26 protein-coding genes are annotated in these 25,176 nt (G+C 50.9%); 18 read left to right on the top strand and 8 right to left on the bottom strand.

From position 1 onward, the window contains the following. Positions 1 to 8: 8 nt before the first annotated feature. From ACXYMU_RS01970 to ACXYMU_RS01940, 7 genes are all read left to right on the top strand, one after another. The gene (locus ACXYMU_RS01970; RefSeq protein WP_458984660.1) at positions 9 to 347 is read left to right on the top strand and encodes an STAS domain-containing protein; all 339 of its coding nucleotides are present in this window, start codon (positions 9 to 11) and stop codon (positions 345 to 347) included. Next, complete coding sequence (locus tag ACXYMU_RS01965) at positions 340 to 753, top strand: ATP-binding protein (RefSeq protein ID WP_458984659.1); 414 nt, start codon at positions 340 to 342, stop codon at positions 751 to 753. The genes ACXYMU_RS01970 and ACXYMU_RS01965 overlap by 8 nt, the downstream gene beginning before the upstream one ends. A gap of 163 nt (positions 754 to 916) precedes the next feature. Next, positions 917 to 3,232, top strand: a complete 2,316-nt coding sequence (locus ACXYMU_RS01960) for a peptidylprolyl isomerase (RefSeq protein ID WP_458984658.1) — start codon at positions 917 to 919, stop codon at positions 3,230 to 3,232. A 105-nt stretch (positions 3,233 to 3,337) separates the two neighbouring features. Continuing rightward, the gene (locus tag ACXYMU_RS01955) at positions 3,338 to 4,708 is read left to right on the top strand and encodes a peptidylprolyl isomerase (protein ID WP_458984657.1); all 1,371 of its coding nucleotides are present in this window, start codon (positions 3,338 to 3,340) and stop codon (positions 4,706 to 4,708) included. A gap of 7 nt (positions 4,709 to 4,715) precedes the next feature. Beyond that, positions 4,716 to 5,681, top strand: coding sequence for an AAA family ATPase (locus tag ACXYMU_RS01950; protein WP_458984656.1), 966 nt, complete (start codon positions 4,716 to 4,718; stop codon positions 5,679 to 5,681). Positions 5,682 to 5,819: 138 nt separating this feature from the next. Beyond that, on the top strand, positions 5,820 to 6,227 hold the full coding sequence (locus ACXYMU_RS01945; protein ID WP_458984655.1) for a hypothetical protein: 408 nt from the start codon (positions 5,820 to 5,822) through the stop codon (positions 6,225 to 6,227). Between the two features lie 166 nt (positions 6,228 to 6,393). Next, the gene (locus ACXYMU_RS01940; RefSeq protein ID WP_458984654.1) at positions 6,394 to 7,038 is read left to right on the top strand and encodes a GNAT family N-acetyltransferase; all 645 of its coding nucleotides are present in this window, start codon (positions 6,394 to 6,396) and stop codon (positions 7,036 to 7,038) included. Positions 7,039 to 7,051: 13 nt separating this feature from the next. Here ACXYMU_RS01940 and ACXYMU_RS01935 read toward each other — a convergent pair whose 3' ends face one another. After that, positions 7,052 to 8,200 (bottom strand): hypothetical protein, encoded by a 1,149-nt coding sequence (locus tag ACXYMU_RS01935; RefSeq protein WP_458984653.1) that lies wholly within the window; start codon positions 8,198 to 8,200, stop codon positions 7,052 to 7,054. 435 nt (positions 8,201 to 8,635) lie between these two features. Between ACXYMU_RS01935 and recA the strand changes: the two genes are divergently transcribed. The 5 genes from recA to ACXYMU_RS01910 all read left to right on the top strand — a co-directional run bounded on the left by recA (position 8,636) and on the right by ACXYMU_RS01910 (position 13,567). Continuing rightward, positions 8,636 to 9,691 (top strand): recombinase RecA, encoded by a 1,056-nt coding sequence (recA, locus tag ACXYMU_RS01930; protein ID WP_458984652.1) that lies wholly within the window; start codon positions 8,636 to 8,638, stop codon positions 9,689 to 9,691. A gap of 176 nt (positions 9,692 to 9,867) precedes the next feature. Further along, on the top strand, positions 9,868 to 10,680 hold the full coding sequence (locus ACXYMU_RS01925) for a DUF3108 domain-containing protein (protein ID WP_458984651.1): 813 nt from the start codon (positions 9,868 to 9,870) through the stop codon (positions 10,678 to 10,680). 204 nt (positions 10,681 to 10,884) lie between these two features. Beyond that, on the top strand, positions 10,885 to 11,574 hold the full coding sequence (locus ACXYMU_RS01920; RefSeq protein ID WP_458984650.1) for a response regulator transcription factor: 690 nt from the start codon (positions 10,885 to 10,887) through the stop codon (positions 11,572 to 11,574). A 3-nt stretch (positions 11,575 to 11,577) separates the two neighbouring features. Next, positions 11,578 to 12,615 carry a sensor histidine kinase gene (locus tag ACXYMU_RS01915; protein WP_458984649.1) on the top strand — a complete coding sequence of 346 codons (1,038 nt, stop codon included), beginning with the start codon at positions 11,578 to 11,580 and terminating at the stop codon, positions 12,613 to 12,615. Between the two features lie 235 nt (positions 12,616 to 12,850). Next, positions 12,851 to 13,567 (top strand): RluA family pseudouridine synthase, encoded by a 717-nt coding sequence (locus tag ACXYMU_RS01910; RefSeq protein WP_458984648.1) that lies wholly within the window; start codon positions 12,851 to 12,853, stop codon positions 13,565 to 13,567. A 340-nt stretch (positions 13,568 to 13,907) separates the two neighbouring features. Here the strand turns inward: ACXYMU_RS01910 and ACXYMU_RS01905 are convergent, their stop codons facing one another. Then, positions 13,908 to 14,888 carry an NAD(P)H-quinone oxidoreductase gene (locus tag ACXYMU_RS01905; protein ID WP_458984647.1) on the bottom strand — a complete coding sequence of 327 codons (981 nt, stop codon included), beginning with the start codon at positions 14,886 to 14,888 and terminating at the stop codon, positions 13,908 to 13,910. Positions 14,889 to 15,073: 185 nt separating this feature from the next. Here ACXYMU_RS01905 and ACXYMU_RS01900 point away from each other — a divergent pair, with 185 nt between their 5' ends. From ACXYMU_RS01900 to tsf, 6 genes are all read left to right on the top strand, one after another. Then, positions 15,074 to 15,439 carry a BlaI/MecI/CopY family transcriptional regulator gene (locus tag ACXYMU_RS01900; RefSeq protein WP_458984646.1) on the top strand — a complete coding sequence of 122 codons (366 nt, stop codon included), beginning with the start codon at positions 15,074 to 15,076 and terminating at the stop codon, positions 15,437 to 15,439. A 2-nt stretch (positions 15,440 to 15,441) separates the two neighbouring features. Beyond that, positions 15,442 to 16,965: a M56 family metallopeptidase gene (locus ACXYMU_RS01895; protein ID WP_458984645.1), complete on the top strand. Its 1,524-nt coding sequence runs from the start codon at positions 15,442 to 15,444 to the stop codon at positions 16,963 to 16,965. A gap of 196 nt (positions 16,966 to 17,161) precedes the next feature. Continuing rightward, positions 17,162 to 17,611: a 50S ribosomal protein L13 gene (gene rplM, locus ACXYMU_RS01890; protein WP_458984644.1), complete on the top strand. Its 450-nt coding sequence runs from the start codon at positions 17,162 to 17,164 to the stop codon at positions 17,609 to 17,611. Positions 17,612 to 17,615: 4 nt separating this feature from the next. After that, a complete protein-coding gene (gene rpsI / locus ACXYMU_RS01885) occupies positions 17,616 to 18,002 on the top strand; it encodes a 30S ribosomal protein S9 (protein WP_458984643.1) in 387 nt (128 codons plus the stop codon). Between the two features lie 21 nt (positions 18,003 to 18,023). Next, a complete protein-coding gene (gene rpsB / locus ACXYMU_RS01880) occupies positions 18,024 to 18,791 on the top strand; it encodes a 30S ribosomal protein S2 (protein ID WP_458984642.1) in 768 nt (255 codons plus the stop codon). A gap of 198 nt (positions 18,792 to 18,989) precedes the next feature. After that, positions 18,990 to 19,823 (top strand): translation elongation factor Ts, encoded by an 834-nt coding sequence (gene tsf / locus ACXYMU_RS01875; RefSeq protein ID WP_458984641.1) that lies wholly within the window; start codon positions 18,990 to 18,992, stop codon positions 19,821 to 19,823. Between the two features lie 250 nt (positions 19,824 to 20,073). On the opposite strand, the gene ACXYMU_RS01870 is transcribed toward tsf, so the two are convergent. The 6 genes from ACXYMU_RS01870 to ACXYMU_RS01845 form a co-directional block, all read right to left on the bottom strand. Beyond that, positions 20,074 to 20,562 (bottom strand): hypothetical protein, encoded by a 489-nt coding sequence (locus ACXYMU_RS01870; RefSeq protein WP_458984640.1) that lies wholly within the window; start codon positions 20,560 to 20,562, stop codon positions 20,074 to 20,076. Positions 20,563 to 20,607: 45 nt separating this feature from the next. Then, on the bottom strand, positions 20,608 to 20,850 hold the full coding sequence (locus ACXYMU_RS01865; RefSeq protein ID WP_458984639.1) for a hypothetical protein: 243 nt from the start codon (positions 20,848 to 20,850) through the stop codon (positions 20,608 to 20,610). Positions 20,851 to 21,019: 169 nt separating this feature from the next. Further along, positions 21,020 to 22,834: a MutS-related protein gene (locus ACXYMU_RS01860; protein ID WP_458984638.1), complete on the bottom strand. Its 1,815-nt coding sequence runs from the start codon at positions 22,832 to 22,834 to the stop codon at positions 21,020 to 21,022. 37 nt (positions 22,835 to 22,871) lie between these two features. Beyond that, positions 22,872 to 23,285, bottom strand: a complete 414-nt coding sequence (locus tag ACXYMU_RS01855) for a RidA family protein (protein WP_458984637.1) — start codon at positions 23,283 to 23,285, stop codon at positions 22,872 to 22,874. A gap of 105 nt (positions 23,286 to 23,390) precedes the next feature. After that, complete coding sequence (locus ACXYMU_RS01850; RefSeq protein ID WP_458984636.1) at positions 23,391 to 24,533, bottom strand: DUF4097 family beta strand repeat-containing protein; 1,143 nt, start codon at positions 24,531 to 24,533, stop codon at positions 23,391 to 23,393. Further along, a complete protein-coding gene (locus ACXYMU_RS01845) occupies positions 24,514 to 25,143 on the bottom strand; it encodes a hypothetical protein (protein WP_458984635.1) in 630 nt (209 codons plus the stop codon). The genes ACXYMU_RS01850 and ACXYMU_RS01845 overlap by 20 nt, the downstream gene beginning before the upstream one ends. Positions 25,144 to 25,176: the final 33 nt, after the last annotated feature.

The following is a 25,176-nucleotide window of genomic DNA, read 5'->3' as shown; positions in this document are numbered from 1 at the left end:
GTATGCCGATGAAAATAACACGTGAAATTAAAGACAGCGCCATCATCATCACGCTTGATGGCGAGCTCGATGCCAGCTCTTCGGTGCTGCTCGACGAAGAATTATCTGACCCTGAGATAATGGAGTTCAGCAAGATATTGGTAGACTGCGAGAACCTGCACTACATTTCCTCTGCCGGCCTTGGCGTTTTCATTTCGCATTTGCAGCGCTTCGAGGATGCCCATATCAAGCTCATCTTTTATAACATGCAAGACAAGGTGCGCAACGTATTTGAGATTTTGGGCCTTGACCTGCTCATGACGATTGTGTCGGATTACGAAGAAGCCAGCAGCATTGCAAATGAGTAACTCGATTCGGGTAAGTTGTTCAAAAAAAAACCTGAAGACCATACGTGACTTTGTCACGGAGTACCTGCATGCCCTTTCCTTAACAGATGTTCTTATGAACCAGATCGTGCTGGCCGTGGATGAGATATGCGCCAACCTCATCATCCACGCCAACCACGAGGATCCCCAGAAGCACATTACCCTGCGCATTACCAAGCAAAGGCAAAACATGCTTAAGTTCGAGATCTCGGACGAAGGAGTAGCGTTTAAGCGCGATAATTACAAAGAGCCGGATATCGAGGAGTATATCCGGCTTGGCAAGAAAGGCGGGGTGGGCATTGCGCTCGTCAACCGCATCATGGACAAAGTAGAGTTCATCAGCAACGGCTCCCAAAACACCTGCCTGCTTTACAAGAAAATCAAATAGAGCCGCTAACACACTTTGGCTGCACCTCGGCCGTTATCCGGAACGAAACCATTTGTTATCGGATCATGGTTATGCATTTTGACTTATCTGTCGAAAAAAATAACTAAAATTGCATTATCTGATTCTGATCAGCAACAGAAAGAGTTTGTCTCAAAAATAACCTATGCGCAGCAATCACCTACTTGTTGCGGCCGCAGCCCTGCTAATGGCCGCCTGCACCGCAACGAAGAAGAACGACCGTAACGAACCCGCCATCGCCACGCTGGGCACTCAGCCTGTATCCACTTCTGAGTTCCGGTACGTGTATGAGAAAAACAACAGCGGTAACGAGGACGCCTACACCCGCGAGAGCATTAACGACTACCTGAACCTGTATACCAACTTTAAGTTGAAGGTGATGGAGGCCGAAAACCGCGGACTGGACACCACCTCCGCGTTCAAGCGCGAACTGGACGGTTACAAGGAGCAGCTGGCGCAACCATACCTCACTGAGAAGAGCGTAACAGACCAACTGGTAAAGGAAGCGTATGAGCGCCTGAAGCAGGAGGTAAACGCATCTCACATTCTGATCAGCATGGCACCGGACGCCGCGCCTGAGGACACCCTGGCTGCCTACAACCGCATCTTGGACCTGCGCAAGCGCGCCCTGGCCGGAGAGGATTTCGGGAAGCTGGCGAAAGAGAACTCACAAGACCCGTCGGCCGCAGAAAATGGAGGCGAACTAGGCTATTTCACTGCCCTCCAGATGGTATACCCTTTCGAAGACGCTGCCTACAAAACGCCTGTTGGTGATGTATCCATGCCTGTGCGTACCCGCTTTGGCTACCACCTGCTAAAGGTGAATGACAGGCGCAACGCTTTAGGAGAGGTACAGGTGGCGCACATCATGGTGCGGGCAACTCCGGGCATGCCGCAAGCCGACTCGCTGGCAGCCAAGCAGCGGGTAGATGCGATTTACAAACGCGTGCAGCGCAATGAGGACTGGAACAAGCTAACCACAGAATTTTCAGAAGACGCTAACACAGCCAACAACGGCGGAGAGTTACCTTGGTTTGGCACCGGGCGCATGATCCCTGCCTTTGAGGAGGCTGCTTTTGGCCTGCAAAAATCCGGCGACGTATCTAAGCCCGTGCTCACGCCCTACGGGTGGCATATCATCAAACTGATTGACAAGCGCGGCCTGCCGGACTTCGAGGAAATGGAGCCGACACTCCGCAGCAAAATTTCCAAAGACTCCCGCTCTGAACTGAATAAGACGGCTTTCATCAAGCGCATCAGAACTGAGAACCAGTTTACGGAAAACACAGAGGCCAAAGACGCCGCCATCGCCAAAGCCACTGACGAACTGCTGCAGGGCAAATGGACAAACGACGAAAACGATAAAACAGCCCAGAAAACCTTGTTCACCATACAGGGCAAACCTTATACCGTAGGGAGCTTCTGGGAATACGCCGCCAAGAACCAGCAGCCACGCGCCACAGGCACTGCTACGCATGCCATGCGCCTGCTCTACGATGCCTATACCGAAAAGAGCCTGATGGAATTTGAGAAGGCCAACCTCGAGAACAAGCACCAGGACTACCGCATGCTGGTGAAAGAATACCACGACGGCATCCTGCTGTTCCAGTTGATGGACGAGAAGGTATGGTCGAAAGCGATTGAGGACTCTGTTGGGTTGAAGAACTACTTTGAGCAGAACCGGGAGAAGTACAAGTGGGGACCGCGTGTACAGGCCACCGTTATCAGCGCGGCCAACAAGCAGTTGCTGCAACAAGCGAGAGAGCAACTGGACACGCGCCGTTACCCGGTATCTTTTGCGCGCCTGACCGATATTTTGTTTGACCAGAACAAAGCCACGCTTACACAGGAGGGCACCGCCAAACTGAACGAGCTGGCGGAGCTACTGAAAGGCAACGAGAACCTGACACTGGATATTAACGGCCATACAGACACCCGCGAAGCCGCGGCTAACAAAAACCTCGCAGCCGAGCGCGCCGACAAGGCAAGTGCTTACCTCCAGGCGCAGGGCGTGCCCGCCAGGCAACTTGCTAAGCAAGGCATTGGCACGAAGCGCCAGGCAGGCCCTGACAACACCGAGACAGGCCGACGCCGCAACCGCCGCGTTTCCTTTACGCTGTATACCACCGAACTGAGTGCGCTGGCAGACAAGCTGAACAGCCAAAGCAACAACCCCCTGGGCGTGCAGATCACGGAGAAGAAGTTCCAGAAAGGCGAGAACAAAGCCCTGGATACCGTAGCTTGGGAGAAGGGCACTTATAACGTGCAGCAGAACGGCCGTGAGTACCTCATCCTTATCGAAGACGTGCTGGAGCCAGGGTATAAAGAACTAAACGAAGTGCGCGGACAGGCTATCTCGGACTATCAGAACTACCTGGAGCAGCAGTGGGTGAATGAGCTGCGGGAGAAATACCCGGTAAAGCTGCGGCAGGAAGAAGTAGAGAAACTGGTGCGGCAGTAAGGCCTAGCTTCCCTTTTTGAGGCGCCGGATAAAGCTGAAGTCAGAATAAAAGGGTAAATTGTGCGTTTTACCTGAGCGCAAGTATTCATACCAATTGCTAACACATTGAAAAACATATTTCATTACACCAAATTAGCCCTCGCGGCGATCATCATCCTTACTGTATGTAACACCGCCGCCTATGCCCAGGCCCCTGCGTTGCGCAAAGTGGATGGTATTGTGGCAAAGGTAGACAATCATGTCGTGCTACGCTCTGACGTGGAGTTTGGCTACCTGCAGTACCTGCAACAATCAAAGCAGCAGCCAAACGAAGACCTGAAATGCGAGATTTTCCGCTCCCTGCTGCAGGACAAGCTCCTGCTGGCCCGCGCCGAGATAGACTCTGTAGTGGTGGATGAGGCGCTGGTGGGCGACCAGCTAAACCGCCGCATCCAATACCTGGCGGGCCAGGTGGGTGGCGTAGAACGGCTGGAGCAGTACTACAACAAAAGCATCAACCAACTCAAAGATGATCTGCGCAAAACAGTGCGCGAGCAGATGATAATGGAAAAGATGCAACAGGAGATTTCGGGTAAGGTGTCCGTTACTCCCCGCGAGATCCGAAAGTACTTCAACAGCATCCCGGCCGACAGCCTTCCTTATTTCTCGAGTGAGGTAGAACTAGGCCAGATCGTGAAGTATGCCACCGTAAGCAAGACGCAGAAGCAGGCAGCCCGCGAGAAGCTGGAGGCGCTCCGGCAGCGTATTTTGGCAGGAGAGGATTTTGCGAAGTTGGCGACACAATACTCCCAGGACCCTGGCTCTGCGCAGGCAGGCGGCGAACTGGGTTTTTTCAAGAAGAAAGAGCTTGTTCCTGAGTACGAGGCAACAGCATTGCGCCTGGAGCCGGGTGGCATTTCCACTGTGATCGAGTCGCAGTTCGGTTTTCACCTGATTCAGCTGATCGAGCGCCGGGGGCAGGAGTTTAACACCCGCCACATCCTGATAAAGCCCGCCACAGCCACTGTGGATGTGGAAGAGTCAATCACGGCGCTAGACAGCATCCGAACCTTGATCCAGAACGACAGCCTAACGTTTGCCAAAGCTGCCAAGGAGTTCTCGGACGATAAGGCCACCAAAGACAATGGGGGTATGATGCTAAGCCCTGGCTCCGGCGATACATACATTGCCATGGACCAGGTAGATCCTTCTATTTTCTTTGTGATTGACACCATGGCCGTTGGTGAGATTTCCAGACCGATTCCGTATACCACGCCTGATGGCAAGGAAGCCGTGCGCATCATTTACCTGAAAGGGAAATCAAAGCCACACCTAGCGAACCTGAAAGACGATTATCAACGTATCTCGAATGCCGCCCTGGCTGAAAAGCGCAGCAAAGCCGTAGATAAATGGTTCCGCAAAAACATCGGCACCGTATTCATCGAAGTCGACCCGGAGTACAAGCAATGTGGGGGACTCGAACAACTAGTGCAATAATTCTTATATGAAGCAGTTCACCTCCGACAAAGAAGCAGCCGACGCGCTACACCACGTATACCAAGAGCTTACCTCCGAGATATCGAAAGTGATTGTAGGGCAGGAAGAAGTAGTGAGACTGGTTCTTACCGCTGTTTTTTGTCAGGGGCACTGTTTGCTGGTGGGCGTGCCTGGCCTGGCCAAGACGCTCCTCATCCATACCATCGCCTCTTCCCTGGACATGAGCTTCAACCGGGTGCAGTTTACGCCCGACCTGATGCCCTCTGACATTGTAGGCGCCGAGACGATGGACAATGACCGGAACTTCAAGTTCGTGACCGGCCCTGTGTTTGCCAACATCGTGCTGGCCGACGAGATTAACCGGACACCGCCGAAAACGCAGGCCGCCCTGCTGGAAGCCATGCAGGAACACTCCGTTACCGTTGCCGGGCACAAGTACAACCTGCCCCGCCCCTTCTTTGTGCTGGCCACCCAAAACCCGATTGAGCAGGAAGGCACCTACCCGTTGCCAGAGGCCCAGCTCGACCGCTTCATGTTTAACATCACCCTGGACTACCCGAGTTATGAGTCGGAGTTGCAGATTGTGAAGAACACGACAGGGGCAGCCAGTAGCACCTTGAATAAGATCCTGCATGCCGATGACATTATTGCCTTTCAGCAACTGGTGCGCCGCGTGCCGGTAGTAGACAACGTGGTGGAGTATGCCGTGAAACTGGTGCACAAAACGCGCCCGAACATGCCCATGGCATCGGCACAGGCTAACCAATACCTCGAGTGGGGCGCTGGCCCCCGCGCATCGCAGCACCTGATTGTGGGCGCTAAGTGCAACGCCATCCTGAACGGGAAGTACAGCCCCGACATCGAGGATGTGCAGGCCGTCGCCCTTCCGATACTGCGCCATCGCATCGTCCGTAACTTCAAAGCCGAGGCAGAAGGCGTTACCGTAGAGCAGATCATCCGCGAGCTGCTTTAATCTGTTGGCTGTTCCATACCCTCGGCTTGGTTAACCATTCCGGGGCAGCAATTGCATATCACTTAAATCAGTGTAATTTTGCAGCGCAACACATTCCTTACCATACCCAGTTGACATATGGAAGCGGCAGCTTTATTCTTGCGTTTTAAAGAAAACCTGGCCACCGTGGTGGGCGCGATCAACAGCCCACTGCAAATCGGCACTTTACCTTATAACACCTCTATCCCGCTCGAGATAAACCTACTGGCAGACGTACTGCGCCTGCACGGGCTGGATTTCAACTCTGATGCCGTGGGCACAAACCGGGCAGCGGCATTCCAGCAGTGGTACCTGCAGCACGAGGAGCAGGTAAACGAGGTGATGCACCGCATCCTGGAAGAAAAGAGGGCCTACATGAAAACAGCCACCGGGGTGGTGCTGCAGAAAGAAATGCTATACCGCAGGCTTGAGTTCTTTAAAGAGTCTGCCCATACCCTGGAGGTGATGATGATTCAGCAGCAACTGCATAGCCCAAAGCACTTTAACTACCCCTACCTGAACGCATAGCGGCCTTAAGGTTTAAATTATAGCAGAAGCCAGCATTACGCATCCCGTAGTGCTGGCTTTTTTTGTGGCTTGCCCGCTATTCTCCTATACTAAAACTAACATATACCTGCCCCGATTACGTATTAAAGAATAGACATTTATCGATAATTCACGCAACGCATGTCCCATGAACTTCCTATACACCCCGACCGCCCCTTACCAAGACCAGCTCGATACGGAGCACCTGCTTCTCCGGCCTTACCAGGAGGGCGATGAAAACGACTTTATGCGTCTGCTGCAGGAAAGCACCGATTACCTGACGCCGGCTTTTGCAGGCCGCCTTTCCCGTGTGCGGGTACCGGACGATGCCCGCACCCAAGTGCTGCAACTGCAGACAGACTGGGATAACCGCCGCGCGTTTGATTTTGGGGTATGGCACAAGAGAGACCAAGCCTACATCGGCAACATTGCCCTCAAGAACCTCGACCGCAGCATCCCGAAGGCTGAACTGGCCCTGTACTTCAGCAATTGGCCCCAAAGCAAAGCACTGGCTCAGGAAGGCTTGGTAGCCGCACTGCATTTTGCCTTCGAACAGCTGCAACTGAACAAGGTATACATGCGCTGCACCCTGGCAACCGAGCAAATGGGAGCACTGGCTACCGAGAACGGTTTTACCAGAGAAGGTTTGCTGCGTAGCGATTATCGCCAAGTGGGTTCCAACAAGCTACACGACATCAGCTACTACGGCATAACGCGCCCCGATTTCGAGAAGGAGCAGCGCCGCATCCATGCGGACGCCGAAGCAGCGGTATACGATGGCATTCGCAGCTAACAGGAAGGCAACGCTAATTTCCCGGCTTCGCTAGAAAAAACTCTGTATTGAAGGCCAGGTAAAAGCCGCTCGAGAACTCTACTTTCGCATCTTTCAGGTCCATTACCGGCTCTAAGCGCAGCAGCAAGTTGACATGCTCCATCAGTTCAAAGCTCCGGGATGCGCGCACTAAGAGCAGGCGGCGCTCGCGCTGCAGGTAATCTGGGTTTTTAACCGTAGTAGAGGCAGACTGATACAGTCTCCCGCCGAGTTCACTGATGTAGCCCTGGCCTTGCCAATAACTCAGCATGGCGTCCAGGTATTTGATGTCGGCACCTGCATTCAGGTACACGCCATACCCCTGCTGATAGGGCAACTGCGACTCACCGGAGAAATCCCTGAAGCCGACCAGGTAGTTTTTGGTATAAATCCGGTGCACCGCTCCCCTGCCTAATGTCTTTTCCAGGTCCAGGCCAACAGCGGCATGGGCTACCGTAGTTAGCGGCAAGGGGGAGGTATCTATCTGCCCGCCTTTGTGCTGCGCCGTGAACTGCAGCGGCAAGGTCAGGCGCAGGCTATCGCCGCCATACCTCCCTGGCCGCTCCAGCAGTAAAAGGCCCAGGGCAGCTCCCCCGTTAATTTTCTCCTGCTCGTTTTCACCGGCATACAGCATCGTGCGCCAGTCCAGCCAGGCATCCAGTTTTACGGCGTGCGTGTTCAGCTTGTACTGCAGGCCGTTCTCGAGGCGGTGGGTGATGATGCGCTCAAAGTCATAGAGCGGTTCGATGTAGCCGTGGTTGAGGTTGCCCTCCAGGGTGCCAAAAAGCAAGGCCCACCTATCGCGTTGCAGTTTGATGGTAAAAGTGGGTGCGATGTCCCGGTACCGTGAGCTGTCGAAGTCCTTCCACACCAGCGCACCTGCTTCTACCCGGAGAAAGGAGGAAGGATAATAGATGAGCTTTGGCTGCAGGTGATAGCCGAACAGGGTATAGCCATCCGCAATTTTGTTGAAATACTCGTTATTCTTGAAAAACCCAAAGGTATAGACACCCAGTTTCACTTCCCCAGCATCCTCCGCTCTAACAGGTATGGGCTGTAGCAGGGCTGCGTTATTTACCTGCGCCTGGGATCTGAGGCAGGCAAAGAATAAAGCAAGTAGCAGGTATAGCTTAGAGAGGCTCATGGAGCGGTATACTATTAATATGGAGGAACTCACCTGCAGGTACGGCGATCCTTTTCTTTAGGCGTAAAATCGGTTTTGAAGAATGGAGACATACTAGATACCCCCATGTGAGGTTGTAGGCAAATCAGCTATACTGCCAGGGTGATTACGCTAATATAATTAGCAATTAGCGTTTACACTTTAATTATACTGCTGCCTTGCCCCCATAACTACTTCCTGTACTAGTATGCTGTTTAACAGCATCAAGCAAAATAAACAATTAAGAAATACCTGATAAATAAGTGGTAACTATGGCACAAAAGCAGTTCCTGTTTTGTTAAGAACAGACCGCAGCACACAACTAAATAAATTAGCAAAAATCACCACTTGTTTGTTGGAAGTTGGCTGCTAAAGTAGTAATTTCACCTTCAATATAAAGCTAAATAAACTAAACACATGAGTGTAAGCAACGAAAAACTTAAGGCGCTACAGCTAACCATGGATAAGCTTGACAAGACTTACGGCAAAGGCACCGTAATGCGTTTGAGCGACAACAAGGTAGAAGACATACCTGCCATATCCACTGGCTCGCTAGGGCTTGATATAGCGTTGGGAATTGGTGGTTTGCCACGTGGCCGTGTGGTAGAGATCTATGGTCCGGAATCATCAGGTAAAACGACCCTGACCATGCACTGTATAGCCGAAGCACAACGCAAAGGCGGCTTGGCAGCGTTTATTGATGCAGAGCACGCATTTGACAAGACATACGCCCAGAAGCTTGGCATTGATATAGACAACTTGTTAATCTCACAGCCGGACAACGGTGAGCAGGCACTGGAAATCGCAGATCACCTGATTCGCTCAGGCGCTATAGATATTATCGTGATTGACTCTGTGGCTGCCCTGGTGCCGAAAGGCGAACTGGAAGGCGACATGGGTGACAGCAAAATGGGTCTGCAGGCACGTTTGATGTCGCAGGCACTCCGTAAGCTAACGGGTACGATCAACAAAACAGGCTGTACGTGTATCTTCATTAACCAGCTGCGCGAGAAGATCGGTGTGATGTTTGGTAACCCGGAGACAACTACTGGTGGTAACGCCCTTAAATTCTACGCTTCTGTGCGCCTGGACATCCGCCGTATTGGCCAGATTAAGGAAAGCGCGGACAACATTACGGGTAACCGTACCCGTGTGAAGGTGGTGAAGAACAAGGTGGCGCCTCCATTTAAAGTAGTAGAGTTCGACATTATGTATGGCGAGGGTATCTCTAAAGTAGGCGAGATCCTTGACCTTGGTGTAGACCTGGGCATTGTGCAGAAGTCTGGTTCATGGTTCTCTTACGATGGCAACAAGCTTGGCCAGGGACGAGATGGCGTGAAGCAGATCCTGCTGGACAATCCGGAACTAATGGAAGAGATCGAAGGAAAGATCAGAGCCATCGTGAAAGGCGAGCCTGAGAAAGTAGCCGCTGCGCTGGATGATTCGGCTGCCGCTGCTGCAGAAACCGAATGAACATTATTCCCAAAACTTAATTAACTTGAAAGGCGCTATAAAACTATAGCGCCTTTTTATTTTATATTGGAATTGATCTGCCACACAAATATGTTTAACTAAATGCCAAACACTTGGTAATTGGTACAAAAGTTGAACATAGCAAAACAGAAATCAATTGACACCGACATAGCACCATGAAGAAGTTTTTCCCCGGACTCCTTGTACTCACGCTCATTATTGCTGGCTTTGCCATAAAAGACAGTATGCGCACTGTTTCCAACGAAAGCTTTTCCACAGGGGAAACTTTGAAATATAAGGTACACTATGGCCCTGTAACTGCTGCAGAAGCTGTGATTGACATTGCCCCTTCCTTGCATAAGGTAAATGACAGAGCATGCTACCGCGCTACCGTCACGGGCAAGACCAACAGCTCGTTCGATTTTTTTATCCGGATCCGTGACACGTGGCAATCTTACATCGATACCGCTGCCATTGTGCCGCAACGCTCTTTCCGCAGCATCGAGGAGGGCAGTTACCGCAAGCGCGAAACAGTAGATTTCGACCATTACCGAAACACGGCCTATGTAGAGAAGAAAAAGAAGAACAGGTCGAAGGAGTCAGAGAAGTACAAAGTGCCGGACAATGTGCAGGATATCGTGAGTGGCTTTTACTACCTCCGCACCCTGAATTATAATAACATGCGTGTCGGCGATAAAATAAACGTGATCGGTTTCTTCGACGAGGAGAACTTTAACATGCAGGTAACTTACAAGGGCCGCGAAGTGGTAAGCACCAAAGCCGGGGACATCAAAGCCATCAAGCTGGTGCCTAAAATGCCGGACAACAAAATGTTCCGCGGGGAAAACGCCATTACGGTATACCTTTCAGACGACAAAAACAAGATACCGGTACTGATTCAGGCCGAGATGTTTGTGGGTACCGTCAAAGTGAATCTCTACGAGTATAGTAACCTCAAACACAAATCAACTGTTTTAGCGCAGAATTAAGAAAGCCGGCCACTGTGCCGGCTTTCTTGGCTTTAGGGCGATTTTCAAACTGCTTATGTTAACAAAACATTATGAATTCGATAACTAATGTTAAATGCAGCAAGGAATAATATCTTTACACAGGCATACAGGAAATCGTGAGGCGCACGCAGCGCTAGACCCGTGCTACCTGCTGCCTTATCTGCAACTTAAACGTAGCGTATCGTGCAAATAGCGACTAAGTACAAAGTGTTAGTAGTGGACGATGACCCGGACATCGTGGAGATGCTGCTATATAACCTGACACGCGAAGGGTATGAAGTAGCGCAGGCCAGCAATGGCAAGCAATCCATTGAAACGGCGCAAGCCTTTAAGCCGGACATTATCCTGATGGATGTGATGATGCCAGTGTTGGATGGCATTGCCGCCTGTCGCCAACTGCGCGAGTCGGACGACTTCCGGAACACGCACATCATCTTCCTGACGGCCCGTTCGGAGGAGTTCTCGGAAATAGCGGCCTTCGATGCCGGAGCCGACGACTTTATCACCAAGCCCATCAAACCCCGCGCCCTGCTGAGCCGCCTGGCCGCCTTTACCCGCCGCGACGCCCTGCAGGAAGAGGGAAGCAACGTAATTGAGATTGGCGACCTGCGCATCGACCGCACCAGTTTTGCCGTGTTCAAAGGCGATACCAAAATCACGCTTCCTAAAAAAGAGTTCGAGCTCCTCTCATTTCTGGCAGCCACCCCCAACAAAGTATATACCCGCGAAGAGCTCCTGAACAACGTATGGGGCAACGATGTATATGTAGTCGCCCGGACGGTAGACGTGCACGTACGGAAGGTACGGGAGAAGATCGGCGAAGAGAACATTAAGACCATCAAAGGCGTTGGCTATAAGTTCAACAACGATTAGTACATGCATTTCAACTCGCGCACGCTTGCTTTCCTGATTTCATTGGCGGTAGCCCTGGTGCTTACCGCCTTTCTTTATCTGGCTAGTTACTTCACGTCGCTGGGCCTGCTGGTAGCGCTCCTCATTGTGTTTGTCAGCTGCTTTCTGCTGGTGCACTACTCCTACGAAGCGCTGGTGTTCCGGGAAGTGAAGAATGTCTACTCCAGCCTGGAAAGGCTGAAGCGCCATGATTTCAGAAAGGCCGAGAGCAGCTCCTCCTTCACCTCTGACCCGCTCCGGAAAATAAAGGAGGATATTTACCAGATTGCCGAACGCAAGCAGCAGGAGATTGACGAATTAAAGCAGTTGCAGCACATGCGGCGTGAGTTTCTGGCCGATGTGTCGCATGAGCTGAAGACGCCTATTTTTGCGGCGCAGGGCTTTATCCATACCCTGCTGGACGGCGCCATGGACGACCCTAACGTGCGCGACAAGTTCCTGCAGAAAGCTGCCAAGAGCCTGGATGGCTTGGATGCCCTGGTGCAGGACCTGATCCGCATCTCGCAGTTTGAGAAAGGTGTCGTGAAGATGCAGAAGCGCAACTTCGACGTGATGCCGCTCGTGCAGGAAGTGTTCGAGCAACTGGAACTGAAAGCGGCCCAGCACCAGGTTACCTTACACATGGAGGTTGCTCCTACCGAACAGGTGATGCTCTATGCCGACGCTAATCGCATCCGCCAGGTGTTCATCAACCTGCTGGACAATGCCATTAAATATGGGCACAAGGGCGGCAACATTTGGGTGTCGTTCACAGAAGGCCGTAAGAAGTATACCATTACCGTTAAGGACGACGGAAAGGGCATTGCGCAGGAGCATATCAACCGCATCTTCGAGCGTTTCTACCGCATCGACAAGAGCCGCGCCCGCGACACCACCAGCACTGGCTTGGGCCTGGCTATTTGCAAGCACATTGTAGAGGCGCACCGCTCCGTTATTGATGTGAAGAGTGAGCTAGACAAAGGCACCACCATCCGGTTTAAGTTGCAGAAAGCGAAAAGCTAAACCCATGGTTTGCAAGCAGCTGCCCCCTGGCTGACGCTAGTAGTCCCGCAAACGCTTCTGTTGGCATGCAGCTTTATGCGTGGCCTTAATTGGAAAGAGAGCACAGCCAAAAACTCGGTTGGCTTATCCAAGATTCCCCCGACAGTTAACAATTAAACAATCAAACAATTATATTAAGTATCTTTGCAGCCTGCACAGCTTGAGAACTGTAGCTAGTGAACAAAGACGACAACACATGAAGTACCCGGTTTTTGAAGACCTGATCATATTTGAGAACGAGGATTATATAGTGGTGAACAAGCCGCCTTTCCTGGCTACGCTGGAAGACCGGACCCCGAACACCACGAACCTGCTCAAGATAGCCCGCCAGTATAACCCCGACCTGCAAGCCTGCCACCGACTGGATAAGGATACCTCTGGCTGCCTTGCCTTCGCAAAGCATGCGGAAGCATACCGCCACCTGGCGATGCAGTTTGAAGCCCGTGAAGTGTATAAAGTATACCATGCTGTGGTATGGGGAACGCACAAGTTCGAGGAGCAACTAGTAAACCGCGCGATCGCTGCCAGCGCAAAGGGCGTTGCCAAGCTGTCGCCACAGGGCAAGCCCGCGGAGACATATTTTAACACGTTGGAGAACTACGGCCGCCACACCCTGGTTGAGTGCCTGCCGGTAACGGGCCGTTTGCACCAGATACGCGTGCACCTCTCCTTCCTGAAAGCCCCCATCGTGAACGACGAGCTGTATGGCGGAGAGAAGCTATACCTCAGCAGCCTGAAGCGCAAAAAGGGGTATAACCTGAAGCAGGACACGGAAGAACTGCCGCTTATCAAGCGGTTTGCACTGCATTCTTTTAACCTGGGCTTTTTACTGCTGAGCGGCGAGCCTGTCAAGGTTGAAGCCCCCTACCCGAAAGATTTCGCGGTTCTGGTAAAGCAGCTTAGAACACACTAGGCAGCAGCAAGATACATGGCTTTGTTAATGCCGCAAGTTTTCAACTTGTGGTTTCAGAAAGCGTTGCGTTTTTAACTCAACTGGGCCAAAGGCCCAACTATAGCCAATGACACGAGCCGTAAATCCCGGATTAGATTCGGGATTTACGGCTCGCGTCATTACAATGTAATTTGTAGAATGAAACAATCATGCTCCCGCAAGGGAAATATTCTACAAATACACATTTTCTGCCCCGCAGAAAACAAGTTGAAAACTTGTGTCACGAACCACCACAAGTTGTGCTGTCGCTAAACCTACGGCATCTAGAAAGTACTGTGCCTTTAGTCTGAAATCCTGTGTCTTAGCTAACCCGAAGCACGATCTTGCCGATATTCCGGTTTTGCTCCATGTACCGGTGCGCATCCGCCACCTCGTGCCAAGGATACACAGAATCGATCACAGGCTTGATTTTTCCGCTTTCAAAATACGGTTTGGCAAAAGCCCACATTTCCGCTGACAGCTGCATCTGATAGCCGGGTGTGCGGGAGCGCAAGGTGGAACCTATTATGTGCAGGCGCTTCATTAAGATCTTGCGCAGGTCAAATTCGTCTACTTTCCCGCCGCCTAAACTGGCAAGCAACACCAACCGACCATCCAGGCGCAGGCACTCCATGTTTGCCTTGAAGTAGGGCGCGGCAATAAAGTCCACAATGACATCCACTCCTTCGCTGTTGGTATGCGCCAGTACCTCATCTTCAAAAGCGGCTTCTTTGTAGTTGATGGCTTTGTGAGCACCCAGGTCCAAACAGGCTTGCAGCTTTCCCTCTGAGGCTGTGACCAACACCTCTGCCTGCATTGCCCGCGCGAGCTGTATGGCTGCTGTGCCTACACCACTTGCACCGGCATGCAGCAGCAGCCGTTCCCCGGCCTGCAGTTTGCCCAGCCATACCAATGCCTGGTAAGCAGTTAAAAACACTTCGGGTATGGCAGCCGCTTCTTCAAAGCTCAGGTTGGCAGGTATGGCCATGGCCATCTCCTCATGCAGCACGGCATATTCGGCATAGCCTCCGCCAGGCAGTAAGCCAAACACCTTGTCGCCTTTTTTATACTTCGTGCACTTAATACCGGCCTCTTCCACTACACCGGATACCTCCAGCCCCAACAGCGGGCTGGCCCCTTTGGGTGATGGGTACTTTCCCTCGCGCTGTAACGTGTCGGCGCGGTTGAGGGCAGTGGCGTGCACCCGCACCAGTAATTCGTTTGGGCCAGGCAAGGGCTTCTCATATTCTCCTACTTCCAATTGCTCCGGACCGCCGGGTTTTTTCACAAGTATTGCTTTCATCGTTTTGAGGTTAAAAGTGCTTTCATTTTAGACGCCGTATGCAGCAGGATGTTGCCGATCGACACTCCTTTTCGGGTCGCCTGATTAGCTTTAAATCCAATATCCAGAAAAAATAATTAAATAAGTAAGCGATGCTATTGACCTTTCTACGAAATATTCGTAACTATACGAAAACATCGTAGACTATGGAAAAGCTTACACAACAGGAAGAAGATGCCATGCAGGTCGTTTGGGATACCGATGGCGGCTTCATTAAGGATTTTCTGGAGAAGCTGCCTGACCCGAAGCCGCCCTATACCACCTTGGCGTCCACGGTGAAAAACCTGGAGAGGAAAGGGTTTCTGAAAAGCGAGAAGCTGGGCAACATGTATCGGTATACCCCCCAGATCAAAGCTGAGGATTACAAGAAACGCTTTATGAAAGGTTTTGTAGGCGATTACTTCAAAAACTCCTATAAAGAGCTCGTGGCCTTTTTTGCCAAGGAAAAACAGATAAGCGCGGAGGAGCTGAAGGAGATTATAGACATGATCGAAAACAAAAAATCTGAATAGCGATGCCAGACATACTCCTATACTTACTCAAAGCGAATGTTGCCTTGCTGCTGTTTTACCTGGCTTACCATGTTGTGCTGCGGCGGCTAACCTTTTACCACCTCAATCGCCTTTTCCTGGTGTTTGGCCTTGTGTTCTCAGCAGTCTATCCGCTGCTAGACCTATCGGCATTGTTTTCCCGAGAGGAACAGCTGGCCACCATGTATAGGGTTACCATACCTGCATGGGTTTACGCAGTACCCACTGCTGCCCCCCTCCCTGACACCTTCGATTATTGGCAACTGCCTGTTTACCTGTTTTGGCTTGGAGTAGCCGTTATGCTTGTGCGGCTCATACTGCAGTTTGCATCGTTGTATCGGATACACGTCGCTTCATCTCCAGCCAGTTACAAGGGCGTTCCGTACCGCGAGGTACAAAGCGAAATACAGGCCTTCTCGTTCTGGAGAACCATTTACCTGAACCCTTCGCAACATCAACCCGCAGAGCTGGAATCCATACTATGGCACGAACTGGTACATATCACCGGCTGGCACACCCTGGATGTACTGCTGGGAGAGCTGATGGTGGTGTTCTATTGGTTTAACCCTGGGGCCTGGCTCATGCGAAAGGCCCTGAAAGAAAACCTAGAGTTCATTGCCGACCATAACGTTATCAGCGCTGGTAGCATTGACCGCAAGCAATACCAATACCTTTTACTGAAAGTTGTAGGCGCCGCACAACCTCAGGTTATTAATCAGTTTAACTATCCATCACTAAAAAGACGAATTACTATGATGAATAAAGTCCCGACCCGAAAAGCCAATCAGTTCAGGCTGTTGATTGTGCTGCCGCTTGTCACCATCCTGCTTTTCGCTTTCCAGAGCAATGTGAAGCCCGAAACGGAGGCGCCTGTAGCCCAGGCGCTGCAGGGCGACGACATTATGTACTATATAGATGGCGTAAAAGCCACGAAGCAGGAAGCAGAGCAACTCCCCCCCGACGCCATACACAGCGTGGATGTAGTGAAAGGGGAGCAAGCCAAAAAAGTGCCCGGCAACCGGGCTGGCAAAAATGTGGTTTCGCTCACCACCAAACAAAACAAAGACTCAGCGCAGGTGCTGAAGTTTAAAGAAAGCCTGCCGCAACCCAAAGGTCAGGGGCAAACCGGCATGCTGCCCCCTCCTCCGCCGCCAAAGAAATATGATGGCCCAGCCATACCCAAAGCGGGAGGGCCACGCCTTGTGGAGAATGAGGAATATGTAGTTTATACCCTCTGGCCAGAGGAAATCACCAAGCGGGAGTTGGAGGTAGCGCAGCAAGTGTTCAGAGAAAGTGGTTTTAGCTTTGAGTTTGAGGAAAACTATGAAAACGGTAAGATAAACGGGGTGAGGCTTAACCTTAACTCGAAAGCTGGCCAGTCGAGTGCAGAAGCTTCTTATAACCCTAAAGACATACAGAATTTACTGGCCGCCGATAACATTGTGCTGGTGCAGGCAAACAAGAAAATAGGGAAAGTAGGTATAAGCCACACACTTGCCCAAAGATAAGGCCACAGCCCGTTTACAGTAAAAAGGGAGCGCCACTGGTTTGTGGCGCTCCCTTTTTATACTATTCACCTGTTACACAGCATATTTCTACACCTTCTATTGCATGTAAAATAAAGTCTTTCTATCTTTGTGACCATTTTTCAAAGACCGAAGAATAGAATCAATTAAATAAATAAATCGCTTACAACCACCAAAAATGGACCATTTAAGTTATAAAACCCAGTATGTCAACAAAGCAACAGCCAACAAAGGCTGGGTGATTGTTGATGCCGGGCAAGGAAGCTTGGGTCGTGTGGCATCGGAAGTTGCCAAGATCCTGAAGGGCAAACACAAGCCTTCGTACACTCCTAACGCTGACTGCGGAGATAACGTGATCATCATCAACGCTGATGACACACGCTTCACAGGTCGCAAGTGGGACCAGAAGTACTACCTGACACACACTGGATACCCAGGCGGTCAGAAGAGAACTTCTCCACGCGAGCTGAAAGCGAAGTCATCTACGCTGTTGGTAGAGCGCGCGGTACGCGGCATGTTGCCTAAAAACAGATTGGGCAGCGAGCTGTTCCGCAATCTGCATGTATTTGCTGGAAGCGAGCATCCTTTTGCCGCACAGCAACCAAAAGAACTAACCCTCAATATCTAATTTAATGGAAGTTATCAATACATCTGGTAGAAGAAAAACCTCGGTGGCGCGCATATACCTGACGCCTGGGCAAGGGAATATCACTATTAACGGTAGAGATATCAAGAATTACTTCCCGAGCGAAGTACTTCAAACTATTGTGAATCAGCCGTTCAAAACCTTGGATGCAGTTGGCAAATACGATGTAAAAGCCAATTTAAAAGGTGGTGGTGTAAGCGGCCAGGCTGAAGCACTTAGACTTGCTATCTCTAAAGCACTGGTAGTTGAGAACGCCGAAGTGAAATCAGCTCTGAAATCGGAAGGTTTCATCACACGTGACCCACGTATGGTGGAGCGTAAGAAGTTCGGTAAGCGTAAAGCACGTCGTTCATTCCAGTTCTCTAAACGTTAATTTTAAAGGTGTATCAACAACATGGCAAGTACTAATTATAAAGAATTACTTGAGGCAGGTGTTCATTTTGGCCACCTTACCCGCAAGTGGGATCCGAAGATGGCACCGTACATCTTCATGGAGAAGAATGGTATTCACATCATCGACCTGAACAAGACGCTGGTTGCCCTTGACGAAGCTACGGCTGCCATCAAGAACATCGCCAAGTCTGGTCGTAAGATTTTGTTCGTAGCCACTAAGAAGCAGGCGCAGGAAATCGTAACAGAAGAGGCCAAGCGCCTGAAGATGCCTTACGTGACTGACCGTTGGTTAGGTGGTATGCTGACAAACTTCGCTACAGTGCGCAAGTCACTGAAGAAGATGTCAACGATCGACAAGATGATGAAAGACCCAGAGCAGTCTAAGGCTCTTGCAAAGCGTGAGAAGCTGATGCTTTCTCGTGAGCGTGAGAAGCTTGACCGCGTATTGGGTGGTATCGCTGATTTGTCTCGCCTACCGGCTGCTCTTTTTGTAGTAGACGTGAAGCGTGAGCACATCGCGGTAAAAGAGGCTCAGAAACTGAACCTGCCAGTATTCGCTGTTTGCGACACAAACTCTAACCCAGAGCTGGTAGACTTCCCAATCCCTGCAAACGACGATGCTTCTAAGTCAGTAGCCCTGATCGTATCGTTGGTAGGCAAGGCCATTGAAGAAGGTTTGTCTGAGCGTAAAGTAGACAAAGAAGAGACTGAGCGCAAGCGTTCTGAAGAAGAAGGCATCAAAGAGAAGCAGGAAGCTGACGAGCAATAAGCGCAACGTTTAATATTGCATTACACAAACTGAACATTGGGCAAAGCTGCTTCAATGTTCAGTTTGTTTTAGGGCTTTTTGAAAAGGACACTAGATAGTAGACGTTAGACAATAGATTTTCTAACAACTACTTAGTGCTTTTATGATAAATCCCACAAATACAGAATTTATAATTTTTAATTTCTAATTATAAGAAAGATGGCTATTACAGCACAAGACGTTAATAAACTCCGCCAGGAAACTGGTGCAGGTATGATGGATTGCAAGAAGGCGCTTACAGAAGCAAACGGCGACTTCGAAGCAGCAAAGGACATCCTGCGTAAGCAAGGTCAGAAAATTGCCAGCAAGCGTGCCGACAACGCCACTTCTGAGGGTGCTGTGTTAACACACGTAAGCGAAGACGGTACTACTGGTATCGTGGTAGCGGTAGCTTGCGAAACTGAGCCGGTATCTAAGGTTGAGGATTTCCAGAAATTGGCGAAGACTATCCTGGAAACTGCTGTTTCTACAAAAGCTGCAACGAAAGAAGAGCTGTTGGCCACACCACAGGCTGACGGTCGTTCGCTTCAGGACCACATCACGGACCTGATGGGTAAGATCGGCGAGAAGATCGACGTATCTTCTTACGAGATCGTTACTGCTGAGAAAGTTGTTTCTTATGACCACTCTAACGGCAAGTTAGGTGTGTTGGTAGGCCTGACGAACACTGGCGGAACTGATGTAACGGAAGTTGGCAAAGACGTAGCGATGCAAATTGCTGCCATGAAGCCAATCGCGCTGGACAAAGACGGTGTTGATTCTGCGACAGTAGAGCGTGAGATCGAGGTTGGTAAGGAGCAGGCGCGTGCCGAAGGCAAGCCAGAGGCCATGCTTGAGAAAATTGCACTGGGCAAGCTGAACAAGTTCTACAAAGAGAACACCCTGCTGAACCAGGAGTTTGTGAAAGACTCTTCTATGAACATCGCGCAGCTGCTTGACAAAACAAGCAAAGGCATGACTGTTTCTGAGTTCAAGCGTGTAGCTATCGGTTAATTAACCCCGCTTCCGATAATAACAAAAAAGCCCGCCTAACAGCGGGCTTTTTTGTTACACGTTCTTTGCTGCCACGGTCTTGTATAGCAGAGGCGAAGCGACAGCGAGCCTTACTGCAACATTTTGTTGTGAGGTTTTATTCTTCAAACTGTAACTTAGCTAGGTAATACACCCTGCTATCCTGCTTTTTGTCCTCCTGCTGAAAGCATACTTCAAATTTATCCTCTGAAAGAAATTCTGCATCGCACCGCTACCAGATAGAAGATATACTCAAAAAATAGTCATCAATAGGAAAAGGGCTGATATCTTTCAGAGAATACTGCTTTAACAAATCTCCATTTTCATTGTAGACTACAAATACGTTAGGTCCATAACCAACCTTATACCAGTCATCAAATGTAATTAAGTACTTCCCATCTGATGAGACAAATGCCGTAACAGGAGTATGAGGATTAACTAACTTCTGTTCCCAAACCTTTACAGTATCTCGATTTTCAATCCTGTACATCCTGGCATGTGCGGGAACAACAGTAGTATCTGCTGGTGAATACTTGTGCTTCTTCTTTGGCTTCGCTCCTTTCCACTCCCAGTATTTTTCTGGAATTTTAGTAGGTACTATCTCAACGAAATAAATGCTGTCATTAGAGTAGTACCTTTTTACAGTCGGCTCACTCCAAGAGTCTGCATAGAGCCTTGAGGAAATGAGAGAAAAGAAAACAATGAATATTAACTTCATCATTATAAGAATTCACAACTAGCAGATAAACGGAGTAGAAACTCCTGTTTACCCGTTCCTCCTTACCGTACTCACAAAGGCATCGCGCATATCGGAGAAGCGGTTGAGGGCGGCCTCCAGAAACTTCTCGTCCAGCAGTTCTTTGGCGCCATCGTCGTTCATCACTTCCATCTCACTTATTTTGTAGGTCTGCTCAAAGTCGCCTTTTTCCAACTTAATAATGTATTTGCCGTTCCAGGCCATCAGTGTGACCTTCATATCTGGGTTCGGAATGTCTGCTACTACTCTCATAGGTATAAATGTTTAGGTATAATTTTCCAGATTATTAAGTTGTCATTTCGAGCGCAGGCGAGAAATCTGTAGCAGTAGAATATATTCAGATTTCTCGCCTGCGCTCGAAATGACAGTTCCTTATCGATTCACTTTGGTATTAATACATCACTCGCTTAGCGCTAGTGCATTATGCTTCTTCTTCGATGGCAATGCCCATCAGTTGCATGAGCTTGCTGGCGTTAAAGCTGCGGCACAGCCCTGGGGTTAGTTTATAGTCGAAGATGATCTCGTCGCCAATGATGTCGCTGTTGAAGCTGTAGTTCTGCACGCTGCCCGGCAACTCCTCCTCCATCGCGCCCAGTTCCAGGTCATGGGTTGAGATAAGGCCGGAAGTGTTGCGCTGGTGTAACTGCCGGATTAGCGACATGGCCCCAAGGTGCCGGTCGCGGGAGTTGGTGCCTTTCAGGATCTCATCCAGCAGGTAAAACACCGGTTCGCCCTGCTCTGTCAGTTCGAGCAGCATGCGCAGGCGCTTTAGCTCGGCGTAAAAAGAGGAGGTGTTCTCGGCCAGGTTGTCTACCGTGCGCATGGCCGTGTATACCTGCGCCGGGGCAACCAGGAACTTGTCAGCACATACCGGGGCACCCATCAGCGCCAACACCATGTTGATGCCCACCGTGCGCAGAAACGTCGTCTTGCCCGACATGTTGGAACCGGTGATCACAAGGGTATGGCCGGCTCCCTCCATCGCAAAGTCGTTGGCAACCGGCATCACCGAAAAGATTAGCGGATGCGCCAGGGCTGTTGCCTTCACCTCGAAGGGTTGCTGGCTGAGTTGCGGAATGGCGTAGGCAGGGTGCGCCTGCTGAAAAGCAGCAATGCTTGCCAAGGCCTCTGTTTCTGCCAGTGTATCCAGCGATGCCTCCAATTGGGCAAGGTACTTATCGCGCCATTGCTCTAATCTGTACATCCAGATAAAATCCCAGAGCAAAGTGTTGTTCAGGAAAAAGGCCATCAGCGTACTGAGGCGCCAGGAGAAATAGTCGAGGATGGTGGTGAGTTTGTGCAGACTGGCAGACGCTGTAGTGCCTGCCTGCTCCAAGCCCTGGCGCAGTTGCTGTAGCTTGGCAGTATTGAACTGCTGCTGCTCGATGTGTGCCAGCTGCTGTGGGTAGCTGCGCATGGCCTCGTGTATGCCCATGCTCTGCTCGTAATACTCCTCGCGCTCTACCCGAAAGCGGTATGCCAGTAGCCATTGCACAAACAGGAAACCCACCGCAATATAACCGCTGAAACCATAAAACCACGCCGCAATGGCTGCCAGCGTGAGCGGTGGCAATACCACTAGCAGCATCTTCATCCAGCGATGCTGCTTAAAAAAAGATTTGCGGGCAAACCACGCGATAAATTCATTTGCAGGCTTTTGGTCGTGCTTGTAGTGCATAGGCAGTGCCTGCAAATGCTGCACCCAGTCCAGTAGGTCGGATTGCGCCAGTTCTGCCACGGCTTCCTGCCGCTGCAGTACCTCGGTTGGAGGTGCTGCCACTTGCAGCCAACTTGCCAACCGGGCTTTGCCTATACCGGTAACCGAGCGGTTGAGCAACTGGAACAGCGAGTTTTGCCCGAAAATATCAAGGTCGGAGGTATAGGGGTGCAGGTCGTTCCGGAAAGCGTCGCCGCCATCAAATGCGTTGAGCTTGCCTTGCAGCCGGTCTGCCTCCTGCTCGTTTACCTGCCGCAGCAATAACAGCTGCTGGTAATTGAAATCAAGGCGGCTGTGCCAGCGCAGCACCACCAGGAACAAGAGGTAGAATACCAGAATGGCAGCAAGGCCCGCCGTGATCAGCCCTTGGCTAAAGAAATAGTATGCCAGCGCCACGCCAGCCACAAACACGCCCACGCGTAGCCACGACACCAGCCCTGATTTCGAGGCTGCTTGCTTTTCCTGTTTGCCGAAACCCTCTGCCCGGCTTTTATAAAACGCTATTCTTGATTCGTTCACAGATGATATGGTTTGGTGCGCCCTCCCTAATTGCAACCTAATCGATGGTGGCAATACACTTCAGCTCGATAGCAATAGGAGTGGGCAGCCTGTTTACCTCTACCGTGGTGCGGCAGGGTTGGTTATCTTTAAAGTACGCAGCATACAGCTGGTTGTACACGGCAAAGTCGTCCTGCATGTTCGTCAGGAACACGGTAACATCCACCAGGTTCTCCCACTTGCTACCGGCCTCTTCCAGTATATACCGCACATTCCGGAAAACAGAATGGCACTGCGCCGCGATATCATACTGCACAATGTTGCCCGCTTGGTCCAGTTCCACGCCGGGTATAGCTTGCTTGCCACGCTCGCGGGGCCCAACCCCCGACAGGAACAGCAGGTTACCTACGCGCCGCGCATGGGGGTATAAACCGACCGGTTCCGGTGCCCTGGATTCTGATTGATTCGCCATAGCCAAAGATAAATGATATTGGGGATTATTAGCCCCTGTACGTATAAAAGGGCAGAAGCCGACAATTTGCCAGCTTCTGCCCTTTTATACGTACCGCAGCGCGGTTTATTTTGCAAACTTCACTTCACCGTACCGTGAGTCGATGCTTATCACGCCTTTTGGAGAACTTCCTCCGTAAACGCCTTTGTAGGATGCAGAGGTATGGCTCTTGTCCAGCGAGGTGATGTTAACGGCAGACTTGTCATACCTGAAATCGGCGAACTGCACCTGCACATCGAAGTTGAAGGAGGTATTTGGTTCGAAGCTCAGGCTTACCGGCGTGAACCCACTGGCCAGGGCAATCCTGCGCATCCCCTTGCTGATGTTGTCTACTTTGAAGGAACCGTACTTCACGTCCATTTCTATTTTCTCGCCCAGGCTGCCCACCCTAAAGTCGCTGAACTTAGAGGATCCCTGCAGTGTGTTTGCGCTCGTTATACTCATGTCGCCATAAGCCACATCAACATCGCCGCCGTTTATATAACCGCAGGAGCCAGAGCCATAGGCCAGTTTCACCACATTGCCGCTGTTCGCCAGCTTATCGCATTTCAGGGAACCGTATTTCACGCTAATGTCGGCTTTGCCCTGTAGTTCTGCCAGGTACACATCACCGAAGCTGTTTTTCACGGCCAATGAATTGTTGGCGGGCATACTGATGGTGTAGTTCACTTCAAAGCCTTTGCGGCTGTTACCGGAGATGCGCATCGGGTCTATCTCGGTTTTGAAAGCTATCTTGCCCTGGGTCCGCACTTCCATGATCTTGATGTTGTCGAGTATCTCCTGTGCTTTGCTGTCGGAGCTGGCCCGGGCAATCATCTCTACCTTAAGCTGCACTTCGTTCTTGTCCCAGGTGTTGATGTGCACTTTCCCGAATTTGTTCTCAACACTCAGCAAATCCGACGCATTCACCTTAAAGGACTTATTCAGCACCTTGCGTTTTTCTGCATCAAAGGCACTTCCGGCATCGCGGCGTACGGTGGCTTCTACATCTTCCAAGCCTGCCAGCGCTTCCTGCACTAGCATGGCCAAGCCTTCTGGTGCCTGTGGGGGTATGGGTGCCTGAGGTGCCGCTGGCGCTGCAGGAGCAGGCGGCGGCGTAGGTGGGGTGCTCGGATGAATGGGCTGGGCAATGGCTTGTAGCATGCTGACCGCAAGGGCGCAGACAAGCAGCGCCATGCGTCGGTACAGGTTATATACGTGTGGTGTCATCTTCGTTAGATTTTAAAACAGGTTGTTCGTTCTGATTATTCAGGTTCTGGAGTATCTCCAGTTGACGGTTCAGCACCCCAATCCTTATCTGCAGGTTCTGGATCATGGCGCTCATTATCTCGTCGGTATTTGGGTTGGTGTATAATTGCTTTTTCAGTTGCAGGTAGCTGTTGTCGAGGCGGGCAAGTTCCTGGTCTATTTCCTGCTGCCCGTCCAGGCCCAGCACTTTTTTGTCGTAAGCGCTTAGCTGGCTTTTCTTTTCCCGGATCTGGCTTACATAATAAGCCTCCACCTCGGCCAACTCAGGGGCAATACTGTGCATGGCAGGCTGCATCATAGCCACGGTCGCCTCTTGGGGTGCCTGGTTTTTCATCAGGAGCAGGGTGAGGCCGCAGCCCAGCAACAGCGTGATGGCAGCGGCCACCCGCATAAAGAAGGTACTGGCACTGAAGCTGGCGCTCTCACCGAACTTAATGCTGATCACCTTTGCGCCACCCTGCTTTTTCCCAGGCAGGTCATCGCATATCTGCTGCCACAGTTCAGGCCGAGGCTCAAATACATCGAATTCCTCCCGATGCTCCGCTGCGAACTTCTTTAACTTATCTTCCATGGTATACTTACCTTCTGTTCCTGTTTAGCTATT

This window comes from Pontibacter sp. CAU 1760, assembly GCF_054482735.1.
The sequence above is the reverse complement of the archived record's forward strand: the minus strand, read 5'-3'. Positions and strand labels throughout refer to the sequence as shown.

Bases quoted from the DNA above. Each gene is read 5' to 3' on its own strand.
- ACXYMU_RS01855 (WP_458984637.1), bottom strand. From the start codon at position 23,285: ATGGCGAATCAATCAGAATCCAGGGCACCGGAACCGGTCGGTTTATAC.
- ACXYMU_RS01925 (WP_458984651.1), top strand. From the start codon at position 9,868: ATGAAGAAGTTTTTCCCCGGACTCCTTGTACTCACGCTCATTATTGCT.
- ACXYMU_RS01845 (WP_458984635.1), bottom strand. From the start codon at position 25,143: ATGGAAGATAAGTTAAAGAAGTTCGCAGCGGAGCATCGGGAGGAATTC.
- rpsB (WP_458984642.1), top strand. From the start codon at position 18,024: ATGGCAAGTACTAATTATAAAGAATTACTTGAGGCAGGTGTTCATTTT.
- ACXYMU_RS01850 (WP_458984636.1), bottom strand. From the start codon at position 24,533: ATGACACCACACGTATATAACCTGTACCGACGCATGGCGCTGCTTGTC.
- ACXYMU_RS01910 (WP_458984648.1), top strand. From the start codon at position 12,851: ATGAAGTACCCGGTTTTTGAAGACCTGATCATATTTGAGAACGAGGAT.
- ACXYMU_RS01970 (WP_458984660.1), top strand. From the start codon at position 9: ATGAAAATAACACGTGAAATTAAAGACAGCGCCATCATCATCACGCTT.
- ACXYMU_RS01915 (WP_458984649.1), top strand. From the start codon at position 11,578: ATGCATTTCAACTCGCGCACGCTTGCTTTCCTGATTTCATTGGCGGTA.
- rplM (WP_458984644.1), top strand. From the start codon at position 17,162: ATGGACCATTTAAGTTATAAAACCCAGTATGTCAACAAAGCAACAGCC.
- ACXYMU_RS01895 (WP_458984645.1), top strand. From the start codon at position 15,442: ATGCCAGACATACTCCTATACTTACTCAAAGCGAATGTTGCCTTGCTG.
- ACXYMU_RS01940 (WP_458984654.1), top strand. From the start codon at position 6,394: ATGAACTTCCTATACACCCCGACCGCCCCTTACCAAGACCAGCTCGAT.
- ACXYMU_RS01935 (WP_458984653.1), bottom strand. From the start codon at position 8,200: ATGAGCCTCTCTAAGCTATACCTGCTACTTGCTTTATTCTTTGCCTGC.
- tsf (WP_458984641.1), top strand. From the start codon at position 18,990: ATGGCTATTACAGCACAAGACGTTAATAAACTCCGCCAGGAAACTGGT.
- ACXYMU_RS01900 (WP_458984646.1), top strand. From the start codon at position 15,074: ATGGAAAAGCTTACACAACAGGAAGAAGATGCCATGCAGGTCGTTTGG.
- ACXYMU_RS01865 (WP_458984639.1), bottom strand. From the start codon at position 20,850: ATGAGAGTAGTAGCAGACATTCCGAACCCAGATATGAAGGTCACACTG.
- recA (WP_458984652.1), top strand. From the start codon at position 8,636: ATGAGTGTAAGCAACGAAAAACTTAAGGCGCTACAGCTAACCATGGAT.
- ACXYMU_RS01870 (WP_458984640.1), bottom strand. From the start codon at position 20,562: ATGATGAAGTTAATATTCATTGTTTTCTTTTCTCTCATTTCCTCAAGG.
- ACXYMU_RS01950 (WP_458984656.1), top strand. From the start codon at position 4,716: ATGAAGCAGTTCACCTCCGACAAAGAAGCAGCCGACGCGCTACACCAC.
- ACXYMU_RS01960 (WP_458984658.1), top strand. From the start codon at position 917: ATGCGCAGCAATCACCTACTTGTTGCGGCCGCAGCCCTGCTAATGGCC.
- ACXYMU_RS01905 (WP_458984647.1), bottom strand. From the start codon at position 14,888: ATGAAAGCAATACTTGTGAAAAAACCCGGCGGTCCGGAGCAATTGGAA.
- ACXYMU_RS01965 (WP_458984659.1), top strand. From the start codon at position 340: ATGAGTAACTCGATTCGGGTAAGTTGTTCAAAAAAAAACCTGAAGACC.
- rpsI (WP_458984643.1), top strand. From the start codon at position 17,616: ATGGAAGTTATCAATACATCTGGTAGAAGAAAAACCTCGGTGGCGCGC.